General features: G+C 66.3%; 19 protein-coding genes. 4 read left to right on the plus strand and 15 right to left on the minus strand.

Features of this window, described 5'->3' with window-relative positions; translation table 11 throughout:
• Nucleotides 1–67: 67 nt before the first annotated feature.
• Together GY40_RS03685 and GY40_RS03690 are read left to right on the plus strand one after the other, a co-directional pair.
• The gene (locus tag GY40_RS03685; protein ID WP_038358730.1) at nucleotides 68–574 is read left to right on the plus strand and encodes a c-type cytochrome; all 507 of its coding nucleotides are present in this window, start codon (nucleotides 68–70) and stop codon (nucleotides 572–574) included.
• An 83-nt stretch (nucleotides 575–657) separates the two neighbouring features.
• On the plus strand, nucleotides 658–996 hold the full coding sequence (locus GY40_RS03690; protein ID WP_038358732.1) for a hypothetical protein: 339 nt from the start codon (nucleotides 658–660) through the stop codon (nucleotides 994–996).
• 119 nt (nucleotides 997–1,115) lie between these two features.
• On the opposite strand, the gene GY40_RS03695 is transcribed toward GY40_RS03690, so the two are convergent.
• The 8 genes from GY40_RS03695 to GY40_RS03730 all read right to left on the minus strand — a co-directional run bounded on the left by GY40_RS03695 (nucleotide 1,116) and on the right by GY40_RS03730 (nucleotide 9,903).
• Nucleotides 1,116–3,203 carry a M3 family metallopeptidase gene (locus GY40_RS03695; protein ID WP_081925107.1) on the minus strand — a complete coding sequence of 696 codons (2,088 nt, stop codon included), beginning with the start codon at nucleotides 3,201–3,203 and terminating at the stop codon, nucleotides 1,116–1,118.
• Nucleotides 3,204–3,231: 28 nt separating this feature from the next.
• Nucleotides 3,232–3,954, minus strand: a complete 723-nt coding sequence (locus GY40_RS03700; protein ID WP_051987485.1) for a hypothetical protein — start codon at nucleotides 3,952–3,954, stop codon at nucleotides 3,232–3,234.
• The gene (locus tag GY40_RS03705) at nucleotides 3,951–4,844 is read right to left on the minus strand and encodes a PhzF family phenazine biosynthesis protein (RefSeq protein WP_038358734.1); all 894 of its coding nucleotides are present in this window, start codon (nucleotides 4,842–4,844) and stop codon (nucleotides 3,951–3,953) included. Before GY40_RS03705 ends, GY40_RS03700 begins: the two co-directional genes overlap by 4 nt.
• Nucleotides 4,845–4,860: 16 nt before the next feature.
• Entirely contained in the window at nucleotides 4,861–5,976 is a 1,116-nt protein-coding gene (locus tag GY40_RS03710) for an endonuclease/exonuclease/phosphatase family protein (protein ID WP_038358737.1), read from the minus strand.
• A 10-nt stretch (nucleotides 5,977–5,986) separates the two neighbouring features.
• Entirely contained in the window at nucleotides 5,987–6,835 is an 849-nt protein-coding gene (pdxY, locus tag GY40_RS03715; RefSeq protein WP_038358739.1) for a pyridoxal kinase PdxY, read from the minus strand.
• Nucleotides 6,836–7,116: 281 nt separating this feature from the next.
• Nucleotides 7,117–8,148 (minus strand): ABC transporter substrate-binding protein, encoded by a 1,032-nt coding sequence (locus GY40_RS03720; RefSeq protein ID WP_038358742.1) that lies wholly within the window; start codon nucleotides 8,146–8,148, stop codon nucleotides 7,117–7,119.
• Between the two features lie 85 nt (nucleotides 8,149–8,233).
• Nucleotides 8,234–9,025 (minus strand): ABC transporter permease, encoded by a 792-nt coding sequence (locus GY40_RS03725; RefSeq protein ID WP_038358745.1) that lies wholly within the window; start codon nucleotides 9,023–9,025, stop codon nucleotides 8,234–8,236.
• Nucleotides 9,022–9,903, minus strand: coding sequence for an ABC transporter ATP-binding protein (locus tag GY40_RS03730; RefSeq protein ID WP_081925216.1), 882 nt, complete (start codon nucleotides 9,901–9,903; stop codon nucleotides 9,022–9,024). Before GY40_RS03730 ends, GY40_RS03725 begins: the two co-directional genes overlap by 4 nt.
• A gap of 234 nt (nucleotides 9,904–10,137) precedes the next feature.
• Here GY40_RS03730 and GY40_RS03735 point away from each other — a divergent pair, with 234 nt between their 5' ends.
• Complete coding sequence (locus GY40_RS03735) at nucleotides 10,138–10,662, plus strand: DedA family protein (protein WP_051987486.1); 525 nt, start codon at nucleotides 10,138–10,140, stop codon at nucleotides 10,660–10,662.
• A gap of 217 nt (nucleotides 10,663–10,879) precedes the next feature.
• The gene (locus GY40_RS03740) at nucleotides 10,880–11,263 is read left to right on the plus strand and encodes a ComEA family DNA-binding protein (RefSeq protein ID WP_166652993.1); all 384 of its coding nucleotides are present in this window, start codon (nucleotides 10,880–10,882) and stop codon (nucleotides 11,261–11,263) included.
• Nucleotides 11,264–11,323: 60 nt separating this feature from the next.
• Here the strand turns inward: GY40_RS03740 and GY40_RS27890 are convergent, their stop codons facing one another.
• The 7 genes from GY40_RS27890 to GY40_RS03770 form a co-directional block, all read right to left on the minus strand.
• On the minus strand, nucleotides 11,324–11,476 hold the full coding sequence (locus GY40_RS27890) for a hypothetical protein (RefSeq protein WP_166652992.1): 153 nt from the start codon (nucleotides 11,474–11,476) through the stop codon (nucleotides 11,324–11,326).
• Between the two features lie 24 nt (nucleotides 11,477–11,500).
• Entirely contained in the window at nucleotides 11,501–11,881 is a 381-nt protein-coding gene (locus tag GY40_RS03745) for a DUF1127 domain-containing protein (protein WP_038358747.1), read from the minus strand.
• Nucleotides 11,882–11,971: 90 nt separating this feature from the next.
• On the minus strand, nucleotides 11,972–12,799 hold the full coding sequence (locus tag GY40_RS03750; RefSeq protein ID WP_038358749.1) for a helix-turn-helix transcriptional regulator: 828 nt from the start codon (nucleotides 12,797–12,799) through the stop codon (nucleotides 11,972–11,974).
• A 222-nt stretch (nucleotides 12,800–13,021) separates the two neighbouring features.
• The gene (locus GY40_RS03755; RefSeq protein WP_038358750.1) at nucleotides 13,022–13,243 is read right to left on the minus strand and encodes a hypothetical protein; all 222 of its coding nucleotides are present in this window, start codon (nucleotides 13,241–13,243) and stop codon (nucleotides 13,022–13,024) included.
• 26 nt (nucleotides 13,244–13,269) lie between these two features.
• Nucleotides 13,270–13,455 carry a hypothetical protein gene (locus GY40_RS03760; RefSeq protein ID WP_038358751.1) on the minus strand — a complete coding sequence of 62 codons (186 nt, stop codon included), beginning with the start codon at nucleotides 13,453–13,455 and terminating at the stop codon, nucleotides 13,270–13,272.
• A 189-nt stretch (nucleotides 13,456–13,644) separates the two neighbouring features.
• Nucleotides 13,645–14,664 carry a ketol-acid reductoisomerase gene (gene ilvC, locus GY40_RS03765; protein ID WP_038358753.1) on the minus strand — a complete coding sequence of 340 codons (1,020 nt, stop codon included), beginning with the start codon at nucleotides 14,662–14,664 and terminating at the stop codon, nucleotides 13,645–13,647.
• Between the two features lie 15 nt (nucleotides 14,665–14,679).
• Entirely contained in the window at nucleotides 14,680–15,345 is a 666-nt protein-coding gene (locus tag GY40_RS03770; protein ID WP_038358755.1) for a TetR/AcrR family transcriptional regulator C-terminal domain-containing protein, read from the minus strand.
• Nucleotides 15,346–15,465 lie beyond the last annotated feature (120 nt).

The following is a 15,465-nucleotide window of genomic DNA, read 5'->3' on the forward strand; positions in this document are numbered from 1 at the left end:
CCGGGAGGTGACGGGACCGGACGGGCGAAGTCCGGTCGGGCGGCCGGTTCGAGCGCTGGGGACAGTCATGCGGCAAGCGATCTTGGGCGCGCTCACCCTCTTTGCCCTCGCGGTGCCGGCGGCCCTCACCGCGCAGACGGCCCCATCGCAGGAGAAGCTGAGGCGCGGCGAATACCTCGCGAACATCATGGATTGCGCCGGCTGCCACACGCCCGGCATCTTTCTCGGCAAGCCGGACATGCAACGCCGGCTGGCGGGATCGGAGGTCGGCTTTCACATTCCGGGCCTCGGCACCTTCTTTCCGCCCAATCTCACATCCGACCATGAGACGGGGCTGGGCTCCTGGTCGGAGACTGACATCGTCAAGGCCGTCCGCCTGGGAACCCGGCCCGACGGCCGCATCCTCGCTCCCGCCATGCCCTACAAGGCCTATGGCAAGCTGAACGACGCCGACGCTTTCGCGCTCGCTGCCTATCTCAAGAGCCTGAAGCCCATCGCGAACCGGGTCCCGGCGATCATCGGCCCCGACGAAAAGGCGACCGCTCCCCGCCTCTCCGTCGTCATGCCGCAATAGAGAGCGGGTCGAGCGGCCGCGCGATTTCACTGATCGCGAGAATCAGACATCGTCGGCCCGACTTGCATCTGCGGAGTTTTCCGATGCGCCATCTGCCTGTTCTTGCATTCTCCGCCATCCTGCTGTCGGCCTGCCAGACGGCTTCCGTAGCGACACCGCCCGCCCCGCCGCCTGAACAGGCAGCGCCGGGCGTGACGCCCTCGACCTTCCATATGCCGACTGGCAGCGGCTGCGCCGGCGAGATCGCCCGCTTCCAGGCCGTGCTCGACAACGACGTCGCCATCGGCCACACGACGAAGAGCGTGCATGATCGCGCCAGCGCCGATCTCAGCCGCGCCAGCGCGACCTGTTCCGCCGGGAACGAGGGAGCAGCCCTGGGCCAGCTCCACGCGACCAAGACGAAGTTCGGCTATCCGGGTTGAGTCGCATACCTCTGCCGTCATGCTCGCCCCTGTGGCGAGCATCCACGTCTTGAACGCAACGCTCGACCAGCGGGGACGTGGATGGTCGGGACAAGCCCGACCATGACGGAATGCGGCGGTTACGCCGCCAGTCCCCGCTTCTGCAGCAGCGCATCCGGCGTCGGCAGCCGGCCGCGGAAGAGCGTGTAGGCTTCCGCCGCATCGCGCGTATCGCCGGCCGAATAGATGTAGCGCTTCAGCTTCTCCGCGACGGCAGGCGCGAACACGTCGCCGGTCTCGGTGAAGGCGTTGAAGGCGTCGGCATCCATCACCTCGGACCAGAGATAGCTGTAATAGCCGGCCGAATAGCCGTCGCCCGAGAAGACATGGGTGAAATGCGGCGTGCGGTGCCGCATGGTGATCTCGGCCGGCATGCCGATCCTGGCAAGTTCCTCCGCCTCGAAAGCCAGCGGATCGACCTCGGCCGGGGCCTCCAGCGAATGGAAGGCGAGATCGACGAGCGCCGAAGAGGTGTACTCCACGGTGGAGAACCCTTGATTGAAGGTCTGGGCCTTCTCGATCTTCTCGATCAGCGCCTCCGGGATCGGCTCGCCCGTCTCGGCATGGAGGCAATAGTTCCGCATCACCTCGCGCGTCAGGAACCAGTGCTCGTAGAGCTGCGAGGGCAGCTCCACGAAATCGCGCGCCACCGAGGTGCCGGCAAGCGAGCCATAGGTCACGTCCGAGAGCAGCCCATGCAGCGCATGGCCGAACTCATGGAAGAGCGTACGGGCGTCGTCGAGCGAGAGCAGCGCCGGCTTGCCCTCAGCCGGCTTCGCGAAATTGCAGACATTGACGATGATCGGCCGGGTTTCGCCATCGAGCTTGCGCTGGCCGCGGAAGGCGCTCATCCAGGCGCCGGAGCGCTTCGAGGCACGCGCGAAATAATCGCCGACGAACAGGCCGATATGGCGCCCGCTCGCCGTCTCCGTCACCTCGAAGATGCGGACATCCGGGTGATAGCCCACAAGCTCCGGCCGCTCGCTGAAGGACAGCCCGAACAGCTTGCCGGCGACGTCGAACGCCGCCTGCCGGACGCGGTCGAGCTGGAGATATGGCTTCAGCACGGCCTCATCGAGCGCGTAGGTCTTCTGCCGGACCTTCTCGGCATAGTGGCGCCAGTCCCAGGGGCGGATCGGGCCGTTCTCGCCTTCGCTTTGAGCCAATGCCGCGAGTTCGGCCGCCTCGCGGGCCGCGCGTGCCTTGGCCGGCTTCCAGACCAGTTCGAGCAGGTCGCGCACATGTTCCGGCGTCTTCGCCATGGCATCGTCGAGCTTGAAATGCGCGAAGGTCGGATAGCCCAAGAGCTTCGCCTTCTCGGCCCTGAGCTTCACCATCTCGGCGACGATCGCGCGGTTATCGCTCTCGCCGCCGTTCTCGCCGCGCTTGCTCCAGGCGATGAAGGCTTCCTCGCGCAGATCACGCCGGGTCGAAAAGGTCAGGAACGGCTCGATGATCGAGCGCGACAGCGTCACCGCATGCTGGCCTGGCTTGCCCCGGTCGGCGGCCGCGCGCGCCATCGCCGCCTTCACGAACTCCGGCAACCCGGCGAGCCCGGCCTCGTCCTCGATGAACAGCGCATAGGAGGATTCGTCCTTCAGCACGTTCTGGCTGAACTGCGTGCCGAGCGCTGCCAGCCGCTCGTTGATCGCGGCGAGGCGCTTCTTGTCCTCGGGGTTCAGCTTGGCGCCCGAGCGGATGAAGCCCTTGTAGGTCCGCTCCAGCAGCCGCGCCTGTTCCGCATCCAGACCAAGCGCCGAGGCCTTCGCATTGACCGCATCGACGCGGGCGAAGAGCCCCTCATCCATCATGATCGCGGACCAATGCCGCGAGGCGATCGGCGACATCTCGCGCTCGATCGCCTGGAGCGCCTCGTTCGTGTCGGCGCCGGTCAGGTTGTAGAACACGCCGCCGACGCGGGAGAGCGCGCGCCCTGCCCGCTCCAGCGCCTCGATCGTGTTCTCGAAGTCGGGCGCTGCCGGATCGGCCACGATCGCCGCGATTTCGTCCTTGTGCTTGGCGAGTGCCGCATCGAAGGCCGGCCGGATATGCTCCGGCTTGATCGCGGCGAAAGGCGGCAGGCGGAACGGCGTCTCCCAGCGCGTGGCGAAGGGGTTCTCCGCCGGCAACGGCAAGGCTTCGGGATAGGCGGTTTCGGCAGAGGTCATCGGAACACTTTCGTGAGACAGGCGCGGGTCAGTCGCCGTCGAAGATATGTGCGAGATAGCGGCGCATGAAGGGCGGCATGTCGTGCTTTTCGGTTTCGGCGAGATCGCGCACGACGACGATGTCGGAGAGCTCTTCCTCTTCGAGGTGCTTCATCCGCCCCAGCATCAGCGTCCGCGCCTCATCGGCCGGAAGATCGATGCTGACCTCGCGCATGAAGGCGATGCGCCCCTGCTCGATCACCGCGGTCCAACCGGCGCCGACGCTCAGCTCTTCAACCCGCAACCCGGTCTCCTCGCCGAGCTCGCGCGTGACGCTGCCGGCGAGATCGAGCGTCCCGTCCGGGCGGGCATCCTCGCGATCGGGCGTGCCGGCGGCGAAATAGACCTTGCCGGCATTGGCGGTGTGCTCCCCCATCCTGCCGCAGAGAAAGGCGCCGTCATTGGCCCTGAGCGCCGCCATGGCGAAACCGTTGCGGATGGCGGGGCCTGGATGGCCGGCATCGCGCCAGGCCATGAAGGCCGCATAATCGGTCTCGAAATAGCTGGCCTCGAACACGCCATCGCGGATCGCGGCACGATTCTGCAGCATGACGCGCCCGTTGAACATCGCCGGCTTGCCGGCGCTGACCCTGGCCCAGTGCGCAGCGATGGTCTCGGCATTCTCGCGGGCATAGATCCAATCGTAGGGCTCGATCCGGGCATCGACCCGTTCGAGCCGGACGATCGTGCCGTTCTCGATGCCGTCGCTCACAACAGCACGCCCTCGCTGACCACGATGGCCGAACCTCCTATGCGGGCCGAGACCAATGCGCCCTCACGCACGCTCAATTCCAGCGTGATCTGCGACGGCCGGCCCATCTCGTAGCCCTGCTCGATGACGAGGCGGTGGTCGCCATCCTCCGGCTTGTCATAGGCCATGACCGCGCCGGCGAAGGCCGCGACCGCGCCGCCCGTCGCCGGGTCCTCCTCGATGCCGGCGCCCGGCCAAAACATCCGCGCGTGAAAATCGTGACCGGGCTCGGCGGTCTCGCGGGTGTAGAGGAAGGCCCCGCCATGGCCGAAGGCCGCGGACCAATGCCCGCGTTCGAGCCGCGCACGGCCGATCGCCTCGCCGCTCGCCACCGGAACGCAATGAAACGGCACGCCTCCGCTGAAAAGCGTCGGCACATGCGCCCCGAAGCCGATATCGCCGGCCTGGAGCCCTAGTGCCGCCGCGATTGCAGCAGGCGCCCCGGTCTCGCCCGCACGCTCAGGCAAGCGTGGTAGGGTGAAGGTCGCGTGCCCCGCATGGCTGCCCTTGACCTCGACGGCGCAGGAGACCGGCCCGACCTTCTCCTCCAGCACCAGGATATCGGCGGGCCGCCCCTCGGCATCGTCGCTAAGCGCAAGCCAGACCGCCGTGCCGACTGTCGGATGCCCCGCGAAAGGCAATTCGCCACCCGGTGTGAAGATGCGGACGGAGGCGCGATGCTCCGGCTTTTCCGGCGGGGCGACGAAGACCGTCTCGGACAGGTTGAACTCCCTGGCGATGGCCTGCATCGCCTCGGTATCCAGCCCCTCCGACTGGAGCACCACCGCCAGCGGATTGCCGGCATGGCGGCGCGTGGTGAAGACGTCGAGCGTGACGAAGCGGCGTTTCATCTGAGCATCCTTGGGATCACCCCTGGGGTATTTCGAGATCGATGGTGAGCGGGCAATGGTCGGAGGCCTTCGGGCGGTCCCAGCCGACGCGCGGATAGCGGTCGGCGCAGGTCGCCAGCCGCGCCATGGAACGATCGGGCGCGCGCGGATCGAGCGGCACGCGATAAGGCAGGCCGCGCCGGATCATCTGCATCGCAGGGCTCGCATTGGCCGCCGCCAGCGCCGGCGAGAGCAGGATGCGATCGAGCGGCATATGGCTGTCGACCAGCCTGTCCTGGCTTTCCGACCAGTAGCGCCGGAAATGCGTCCAGCGCTCATGCGCCGGCAGCGTCTCCATCGGATCAACAGCGAAATCGTCGAGCAGCGGCTCGATGCCGCTGTCGCCCTCGTCGACAGCCTCGGCCAGCGGCCCGAGGCCGTAACGGTAGCCGTTGAGATCGCCGAGCACGATCCAGTTCGTCTCGCGCCAGCCGCCGCCGAAGCGCTGCTGGATCAGCCACTTCACCGCCCGCGCCTCGGCACGGCGCACCGGAAGCGTCATCTGACGCCCGTCCTCGCGGCCATTGTTCATCGACTTGAGATGGCAGCCGAACAGGCTGAGCCGCCGCCCGTTGAAGCTGAGCTCCACCTCCAGGCAGTCGCGCGCGAAGACCTTGGCCTGCGGGCCTATGCCGAGCATGGCGAGCTCGCGGTCATGGACGCCCGCCTCGGCAAAGGTCAGGTCCTTATGCGAGCGCACCGTGACCTGGCCCTGCCCGAACAGATCGCGCCGCGCGGCGAAGCCGATGTCGATACCACGCCGGTCATTGCCGTCGATCAGCGTGAAATGGCCGTAGCGGTGATCGGCGATGCGGTGGACGTAATTGGCGAAGAAGGCCTGCAGGCTCGCCAGCGAGTCGACCTCCTGCAGCATCCAGAGATCGGCCTGCGCTTCGGCGATGGCGAGCGCCGTCATCTGGCGCTTGTCGTCCTCCAGCGCGACCGCCAGCGAGCGTTCCACGGCGTCACGCTCATCAGCGCGCGGGAAATGGAACAGCGACATCGCGGCGGCCGTTTCGGTGCGGCCGCCCGGCTCGAAGCGATGGCGCGTCAGCAGGTTCTCGACATTGAAGGTGCCGACGCGCAGCTTCATCGCGATGTGCTCAGATCGCTTCCGGCGCGAAGACCCGCGAGGGCGTGACGAACTCGTCCTGCGCCGCCACGGTGAGGATCTCGCGGGAGCCTGCCTCTTTCGTCCGCTTCAGCAGCCCGTAGATCGAGGAGGCCGCCTTGCTCAGCGCCGACGCCGCCGACTGGTCGCGCAGATAATGGGTGAAGAACAGCGCTGCGATGGCATCGCCCGCGCCGTTGATGTTGACGTCGAGCTTCGGCGTGCGGACACGCCAGCTCCCCTTGGCGTCGGCCGCCATCATGTCGATCGAATCCGCGGGCGTCTCCTCGGTGACGAGCGATGTCACCATCACCACCTTCGGCCCGGCATCGCGCAACGCCTCGGCGGCGCGATGGGCATCGGCGACGGTCTTGACCTCGATATCGGTCAGCAATTCCAGCTCGAACTGGTTGGGCGTGACGATGTCGGCGGCCGGCACGGCCTGCTCGCGCATGAACTCCGGAATGCCGGGCCGCACGAAGACGCCGCGGCCGACATCGCCGATCACCGGATCGCAGCAATAGAGCGCCTTGGGATTGGCCGCCTTCACCCGTTCCACCGCCGAGAGGATCGCATGGCCGATATCGGCCGAGCCCATATAGCCGGAGATCACGCCGTCGCAGCTCGCCAGCACGCCGCGCTCGGCAATGCCCTCCATCACCTCGTCGATCATGCCGCCATCGAAGACCCGGCCCTTCCAGCTCCCATAGCCGGTGTGATTCGAGAACTGCACCGTGTGGATCGGCCAGACATCGACGCCGAGGCGCTGCATCGGAAAGGTCGCGGAGGCATTGCCCACATGGCCGTAGGCGACATGGGACTGGATCGAGAGAATATTCATGGTCCGAAGCGGCACCCCGTTCGCGATGAGCCCGCGAACCTAACCGCTCCCGCGCGAGGCGCAAATCGAAAGCGGTGATGGAGAGGATCAGCCTGGTGCGCGGGTGAACGCGACTGCATCGTGCAGAACGGAACCCGCCATCGCTGGCGCAACCCGCTGCCGGAGCCCTGCCTCATGGCCTTCATCTCGGTGGGCGGAAAGCGCGGCTAGAGCACCGCCCCGCGCCGTCATTCCAGGCTTGTCCGGAATGACGGCACAGGTCCATGCAAAACCGGGGGGCGCTACGCCCCCGAAGCCGCCTTCTTGGCGAAGCTGTCGATGAAGGTCTTCGACAGGTCGACATTGGAGTTGGTCAGCTCCGGGTCGAGCAGCTTCAGCGAATCGTACATGCTCTTCATGGCGTCCGGCGTGGCGATGCCGGTGCGCGAATAGCTCTCCTGCGAATTCTTGACCGCGCGGACATAGAGCGGCCGGTCGCCAAGGAGATATTCCTGCGGCACGAGATCGGCGACCTCCTCCGGCTTGGCCGTCTCGAGCCATTTCAGCGCCTTCATGAAGGCATTGACCAGCTTCTGCGTCGTGACCGGGTTCTTCTCGGCGAAATCGTTCTTGAGATAGAGCACCGCCGCCGGGTTCGAGCCGCCGAACAGCGCCTTGGTCCCGGCTTCGGTGCGCGTATCGATCAGCACGACGATGTCGCCATCGGCCTCGAGCTTCGAGGTGACGGGATCGAGATGCGAGATCACGTCGACCTGCTTCTGCTTGATCGCGGCCACGGCGCTGGCGCCCGCGCCGATGCCGATCATGGCGGCGTCGTCGGCCTTCAGGCCCGCCTTGACCATGGCATATTGCGCAGTCAGCGAGGTCGAGGAGCCCGGCGCGGTGACGCCGATCTTCAGCCCCTTGAAATCGGCCGCGGACTTGACCTTGTCGGCGAGATCCTTGCGCACGGCGATGGTGATGGCGGGGAAGCGGCCGAGCTCGATGACGGCGCGGATGTCCTGCCCCTTCGCCTGCATGCGGATGGTGTGCTCATAGGCGCCCGTCACGACATCGACCGAGCCACCGACGAGGGCCTGCAGCGACTTCGCGCCGCCGCCGAAATCGTTGATCTCGACCTCGAGCCCCTGCTCCTTGAAGTAGCCCTTCTTCTCCGCGACCGTCAGCGGAAGATAGTAGAGCAGCGGCTTGCCACCGACGCCGAGCGTGAGCTTCGGCTTCTCGGCCGCCTGCGCGAAGGCGGCATGAGGGGCGATGCCGACGGCGGTGGAAGCGGCGAGCGCGGCCAGCGCGTCGCGGCGGGTCAGTTTCATGGCGTAACCTCCGGTTGGGAAAGGCGCTTCTGGCAGGCGCTTGGGCATGACGATAGGCGAGATGAGCCCGGGGCGGCAACTCGCCTTACGTTGTGGTCGTCGTGCTCTGCGTCGGGCGCCAGACCAGGAGCCGCCGCTCGACCAGCGTCACCAGCGCGTCGATCGCGATGACGAAGATGGCGAGGATCAGCATGCCGGCGAAGACGCCGGTGACGTCGAAGACGCTCTCCGCCTCGTGGATCTTGTAGCCGAGCCCAGCCGAGGAGCCGAGGTACTCGCCGACCACCGCGCCGACCAGCGCGAAGCCGACCGAGGTGTGCAAGCTGGAGAACATCCAGGTCAGCGCCGAAGGCCAGTAGACATGCTTGAAGAGCTGGCGCTCGTTCATGCCCAGCATCCGCGCATTGGCGAGGATCGTCGGCGAGACCTCACGCACGCCCTGATAGACGTTGAAGAACACGATGAAGAAGACGAGCGTGAAGCCGAGCGCCACCTTCGACCAGATGCCGAGCCCGAACCAGAGCGCGAAGATCGGCGCCAGCACCACGCGGGGCAGCGCATTCGCCGCCTTGATATAGGGGTCGAACACTGCCGAGAGCAGCTCGTTTCGCGCGAAAGCGAAGCCGAACAGGATGCCGGCGGCGGAGCCGATGACGAAGGCCAGCACCGTCTCGGTCAGGGTGATGCCGAGATGCCAGTAGATGCTGGGGCCGGTGAGCTCCTTGACGGTGCGGGCGAGCACCGCCCATGGCGTCGAGAAGAAGAACTGGCTCGTCTTGATGTCGCCGAACAGGCTCGTGGTGGTCATCACATGCCAGACGGCCAGGAAGACGACCATCACCAGGATCTGCAGCGAGAGGAGCTTCATCCGCTTCATGATGCGTCTCCTCCGACGAGCTCGCGCCCCTCGCCCATCGCATAGGCCTTCTGCACCTCGATCCGCAGCGACGACCAGATATCGCGATGGATCTCGTGGAAGGCCTTCTCCAGCCTGATATCCGCGATGTCGCGCGGCCGCGGCAGGTCGACCTTGTAGTCGGCGACGATCCCCGCCGCCGGCCCGGCCGACATCACCACGACGCGGTCGGAAAGCGCGATCGCCTCCTCCAGATCATGCGTCACGAACATCAGCGCCTTGCGGTCGCGCGACCAGAGGTCGAGCAGCAGATTGCCCATGATCTGCCGCGTCTGCGCATCGAGCGGCCCGAAGGGCTCGTCCATCAGCAGGATCTCGGGGTTGCGGATCAGCATCTGCGCGAGGCTGACGCGCTTGCGCTGCCCGCCGGAGAGCATGTGCGGATAGCGGTCGACGAAGGTGCGAAGCCCGACGCGCGCCAGCCATTCGCGGGCGCGGCTGTCCGCCTCGCGGTCGGCAATGCCCATCGGTTCCAGCGCGACCTTGACGTTCTCCAGCGCCGTCTTCCACGGCATCAGCGCGTCCTGCTGGAAGAGATAGCCGGCGCGGCGGTTGAGCCCGGCCAAGGGCTTGCCGAAGATCTCGACCTTGCCGGCCGAGGGCGCGAGCAGGCCGGCCGCCGCATTGAGCAAGGTCGACTTGCCGCAGCCGGTCGGGCCGACGATGGAGACGAACTCGCCGGGCGCAACCTTGAGGTCGATGCCCTTCACCGCCTGGTAGCGGCCGCCATTCGCAAGATGGAAGGTGATGTCGACCTGTCCGAGCGCGACGGCCGGACCATTCGACGAAACCGGCTCTGCTCCCGCCGCAACGGCAGGCGGGCGATCCTGCAACTCCATGAAATCCGTTTCCCCGTCGGCCGGCCTGTCGCGCGGCCCATCCATTCTTCAGCGTTGTCGGAATTAATAGGCGATCGTCCGGGGAAGGCAACGTGGCCGGGGCGCGATCCGGTGGCAGGCGCCCGTCCAATGGGGCTGGACGCTGCCCCTGCGGCCGCCCGTCGCTTGCATCGTTCGATCGACACGGTCATATGCCAGCGCTGCCCTCGATTGACCGGAGCCGAAGCGAACGCCATGGCCGACCTCGAACAAGCCATGAAGGCGCTCGTGGAGTTCATGCAGGTCCATCAGCAATGGGCGATTCCCATCGTCTTCGCCGTCGCCTTCGCCGAATGCGTCGCGATCCTGTCCTGGCTCGTGCCGGCCACGGTGTTCTTCACCACTTTCGGCGCCGTCGCCGGGGCCTCGGGCCTCAACCTCGTGCCGCTGGCCTTCGCGGCCTCGCTCGGCGCCGGCAGCGGTTTCTGGGTGTCCTATTGGGCGGGGCTGCTCCTGGGCCCGCGCGTCCATGACCACTGGCCCTTCAACAAGAACCCGCAATTGCTGGATCGCGGCCACGCCTTCTTCGAGCGCTGGGGCAGCCTCAGCATCGTGATCGGCCACTTCTTCGGCCCGCTGCGCGCGGTCATCGCCATCGTCGCCGGCCTCGTGAGCATGCCGTCCTGGCAGTTTCAGCTCGCGAACTGGCTCGCTTCCTTCGCCTGGGGTTTCGGGCTGCTCTACGGCGTCGGCCGGCTCAGCGAATTCCTCGCCCGCTGAGGGCGCCGGAAACCTGACTGCCGGGTGAACGCGCCATTCTGCGGCCGTTCAATTCGAAAGACGTCTATTCGCATCGTCGCATCGCGGCGCGCCACCATGGCGAGCCCGACACGGCACGCTGAACGGCCCCACGCCGTCAGCGTCGTCCGACGGAGGGACCCGGCTCCCGTTGGACGTGACGATCCGGACCGACCTAAACGAGGTCTTTGCTATGACGATGTCCCGTTTTCTGATCCCCTTCGTCGCCCTTGCCGCCATGGGCGGCCAGGCCTTCGCCCAGACGGCGACGCAGCCGGCTCCCGCGGCCAAGCCCGCCGCTCCGGTCACCGCCCCGGCAGCCCCGGCGACGCAGGCCGCGCCGGCCGCAAAGCCTGCCACTCCGGCAGCCGCGCAGCCCAGCGCCACGCAGGCCAAGAAGATCAACATCAACACGGCGACCGCGGCCGAGCTCGACACGCTGAAGGGCATCGGCGAGGCCCGCGCCAAGAAGATCATCGAGGAGCGCAGCAAGGCGAAGTTCAAGGATTTCGCCGATCTGGTGAAACGCGGCACCCTGCCCTCGAATGTCGAAGCCGAGATCAAGGACAAGGTCACCTTCTGATCCCAATCGAAATAGAAGAGCCGGCCGCTTCCGCGGCCGGCTTTTTCGTTTTGCGGCAAGCTAGTGCCCGCTCGCCTGCGCTTGCGAGGCATCCGCCTCCCGCAGCGCCTGGGCGCAGTCGTCACAGCAGACCTCGACCGTGTTGCCGCCGACCGTGACCTTGATCGGGTTCTCGTCGAGTTCGCAATCGCAGGCTGCGCAGGTTCCACTCATGACCTTCCTCCTTTTTGGGGCCGCTCATTCGGCCGCCCTGAGAAAGACCATCCGGCCACTTCCGGCGCTGTCGGATTCTTTAGCGATCCGCTCCGGCCGGGCCGGCGCTCCCGCGCTCAGGCCGCGCAGGACCGCATCGATGCTTTCCCCTCCCGCCAAGCCGCGCCGCTCCTCGGCGCGCAGCGAGATGATCGCGGTCGGGTCGCCGAAAAAGGGGGCGGCCGTCGCGTCGCGCAGATCGCTGTCGCGCAAACCGAGATCGCGCAAGTCGCGCTCGCTCATGTCGCAGAGGGTGCGATAGTCGCGGCGCGCCTGCAGCCAGTGGCCGATCCCGCCAAGAATCCGTCCGAGAACATCGGCCGCCGCGAATACGGGCTTGGCCGATCCGATGATGAAGCTGATCATGACCTGTCTCCGTCGGTTGTGATGACGGAAGAGGACACTTTCGTGCTGACAGCTGCTGTCAGAATCTTTCGCGATCCGTGACAGCCTGTGTCAGCGGAGATTGAGCGAACGCTGGAACTCCGCCGGCGTGCGGCCGTAAGCCTGCCGGAAGGCGGCGCTGAAATGGCTGTGGCTGGAGAAGCCGAGCTCGAGCCCAAGTTGGGTCAGGTCATCATATTCGCCGAGCAGGTCCAGCGCCCGCGCCAGCCGCAGGCGCAGCTGATAGCGGTAGAGCGGCACCGCCTCGACCTGGGCGAAGACCTGAGTGAGGTAGACCGGCGAGACACCGACCTCGCGCGCGATCTCGGCCAGCGTCCAACGCCGGGCGAGATCGGACGCCATCACCAGCTTCGCCCGGTCAACCAGCTTACGCCGACCGATGGACGCACCAGCGGCATGCGAGGTGCGTTCGCCCAGCGCTCGCCGCACCAGGGTCAGCGCCAGCGTCTCCGCTTCGAGCGGTTCGGCGACGCCGCGCTGCAGGCTGTATCGCAGCAGGGCCATAAGCGCCTGCGCACGCGGATCGATCCGTCGGCGTTGCGTCAGGAAGGCGACCGTGCCGGCGCGCAGCAGCTCTGCCGGCGCGAGCTCATGCAAAGTCTCTTCGCTGAGGCGCAGATCGAGGCAGGCATCGCCGCCCGGAACCGGGTGGCTGACCTGGTAGCCCTCATAGGGATTGAAGAAGAGGACCTGGTTGCTTTCCGCGACCGTGTCGTCGCGCCCGACATGGCGCACGAAGACGCCGCGATAGGGGAAAACCAGATGGGTCGCGTGAGTGCATTCCTCGTCGCTGCGGTGTCGGCATTCGCCTGAGCACACGACATCGCGCACCAGCACGACCTCGCTGTCCAGGAGCTTGCTCACCGAAAATTGCGACACGGCCTGCCTTTCGCGACGCGGATTGGCGTCCCGAGCGTCTACAGCAGGCCCAGGACAACCATTGTCAGCAAGGCAAAAGAAGCGCCCAGAACCAGATACGCGAACTTGAACTGAAAGCCCTGGGACGCAGGCATCGATCGGATCGGTGTCATCATCGCCTCCCTCTGTTCAGCCTCGACTGTTTCGTCATGGAACATTTCTGCGGGGACGCCTGGCGCCCGCTCAGTCGGCCCACATCCCGACCGCGAACCAGCCGACAATCGCGAGCATCAGGCCCACGATCAGGACGACCAGCACGGGCCGATCGAGAAAGCCTTGTCTTGCCTCAACCGGAGTCTCGACCGCCGGATCGACATCGGAATGGACATCAGCCCGCATCGGCGGGACCGGCTGGCCACCGCTCTCCGGAATGCGCGCCTCGCGTTCCCTGACATCGTCTTGCATCGTCGCCTCCGCTCGTTCGAGCCCTGTCAGCCGCCGATAGCGCGCGTCAGCACATTCGCCAGCAGCGTGACCACGAGAAAACTGCCCAGCAGCAGGATGAAGAGCGGATCGCCCCAAGATACGGGCTTTGCGACATCGGCGAGCCCGCGACGGGCATGGCGCCGGTGCAGCCGCTCGATCGCCCCGTGTCTCAGCTCGTCCTGATGGGTCATCGCACGCTCCTTGCGGGTATCGACTGGAACATAAACGCCCGCCGCGGAAAGCGGTTCCCATCTCGGCCCCGTCCATGCGAAACGGGCGCCCTTGCGAGCGCCCGTTCCATGCATTTTCAAGCGGTTGGAAGCGGTTCCGGACTCAGCTTCGCAGGATGACCAACCCGCTCGCGACGTCCGGCATTTGCCTCAGTTCTTGGTCTTGTCGACCAGGGCCTTGGCCTTGATCCACGGCATCATGTCGCGGAGCTTGGCGCCGACTTCCTCGATCGGATGAGCGGCGTAGCGGGCGCGGGTCGCCTTGAACGAGGTCTGGTTGACCTTGTTCTCGAGCATCCAGTCGCGGGTGAACTTGCCCGACTGGATGTCGGTGAGGACGCGCTTCATCTCCGCCTTGGTCTCGGCCGTGATGATGCGCGGGCCGGTGACGTACTCGCCGTACTCGGCGGTGTTCGAGATCGAGTAGTTCATGTTGGCGATGCCGCCCTCATAGATGAGGTCGACGATCAGCTTCACCTCGTGGAGGCACTCGAAATAGGCCATCTCGGGAGCGTAGCCGGCCTCGGTCAGCGTCTCGTAGCCGGCCTTGATCAGCTCGACCAGGCCGCCGCAGAGCACGACCTGCTCGCCGAAGAGATCGGTCTCGCACTCTTCCTTGAAGGTGGTCTCGATGATGCCGGCGCGGCCGCCGCCATTGGCCGAGGCATAGGACAGGCCGAGGTCATGGGCGTTGCCGGTCGCGTCCTGATGGATCGCGATCAGGGTCGGCACGCCGCCGCCGCGCTGATACTCGGAACGGACGGTGTGGCCGGGGCCCTTCGGGGCGACCATGAGCACGTCGAGGTCCTTGCGCGGCTCGATCAGGTTGAAATGCACGTTGAGGCCGTGCGCGAAGAGCAGCGCAGCGCCTTCCTTCATGTTGGCGTGCAGCTCGTCGCGATAGATGTCGCCCTGCAGCTCGTCGGGGGTCAGCATCATCATGACGTCGGAGACCTTGGCGGCCTCGGACGGGGTCATGACCTTGAAGCCGGCCTCTTCGGCCTTCTTGCGGGTGGCCGAGCCGGCCTTCAGCGCGATGATGACGTCCTTGACGCCGGAATCGCGCAGGTTCAGCGCATGGGCATGGCCCTGCGAGCCGTAGCCCACGATGCAGACCTTCTTGCCCTTGATCAGGTTGATGTCGGCATCACGATCGTAATAAACGCGCATGGGTGTCTCCTTATGTCACGCGTTGGACTTGTCCCGGCCCGGCGCGCTCTGCGCCGTGCCGTAGAGGGTGAGAAACTGTTCGGCGGCGCGCTCGGCGTCGCGGGCGATCTCGGCCTTGCTGAGGGTCAGCGTGTCGCCCAACAGCAGGCGCACCTGCACGTCGCGCCCAACAAGGCCGAACAGCGTGCGGAAGGCGGCCTCGGTATCGTCGAAGGCGATGAGCCCGGCCTCCCGCCCGGCATCGAGCACCGGCTTCAGGCGCTCGCCGATGGCGAAGCGGCCATTGGCCAGCACGATCGAACCGAGATTGCCGTTGCGGGCCGCCGCCTGGCTGATGCCGATGCGGTTGAGCGCGATCGAGGTCGGCGAGGTGATCACCTCAAGCCAGTTGGCGGCAAAACCCTTCAGGCTTTCACGCAGGGTGCCGGCATCGAGATTCTGCCGGTCGTAATTGCCCGCCCTCACCTTCGAGGCCTGCCATTGTACGGTCGCGGTCAGCAGCCCGTCGCGGTCGCCGAACCATTTGTAGAGCGTTTCCTTGGAGCAGCTCGCCCGGCGCGCCACGGCCGTCATGGTGAGATGGTCGCCCTTCTCCACCATCAGGCTGAGCACGGCATCGAGCACCGCCTGCTGCCTTGCGGTCAGCGTCTCGCTCTGCGTCTCGGCCGCGGGCTCGCTCATGCGGGGGAAAGGTCCAGTACCGTACGTTACGGTTCAGTCATCTAGCGCAGCCATGGATGGTGGGCAAGTCCTATTCGGGGCTGGCAGAGCGCCGGGAAAGAATTATCTCCGGATCGCCGA

The sequence above is a fragment of the Allobosea sp. UNC402CLCol genome (genome assembly GCF_000745475.1).
GTDB lineage: Bacteria > Pseudomonadota > Alphaproteobacteria > Rhizobiales > Beijerinckiaceae > Allobosea > Allobosea spartocytisi.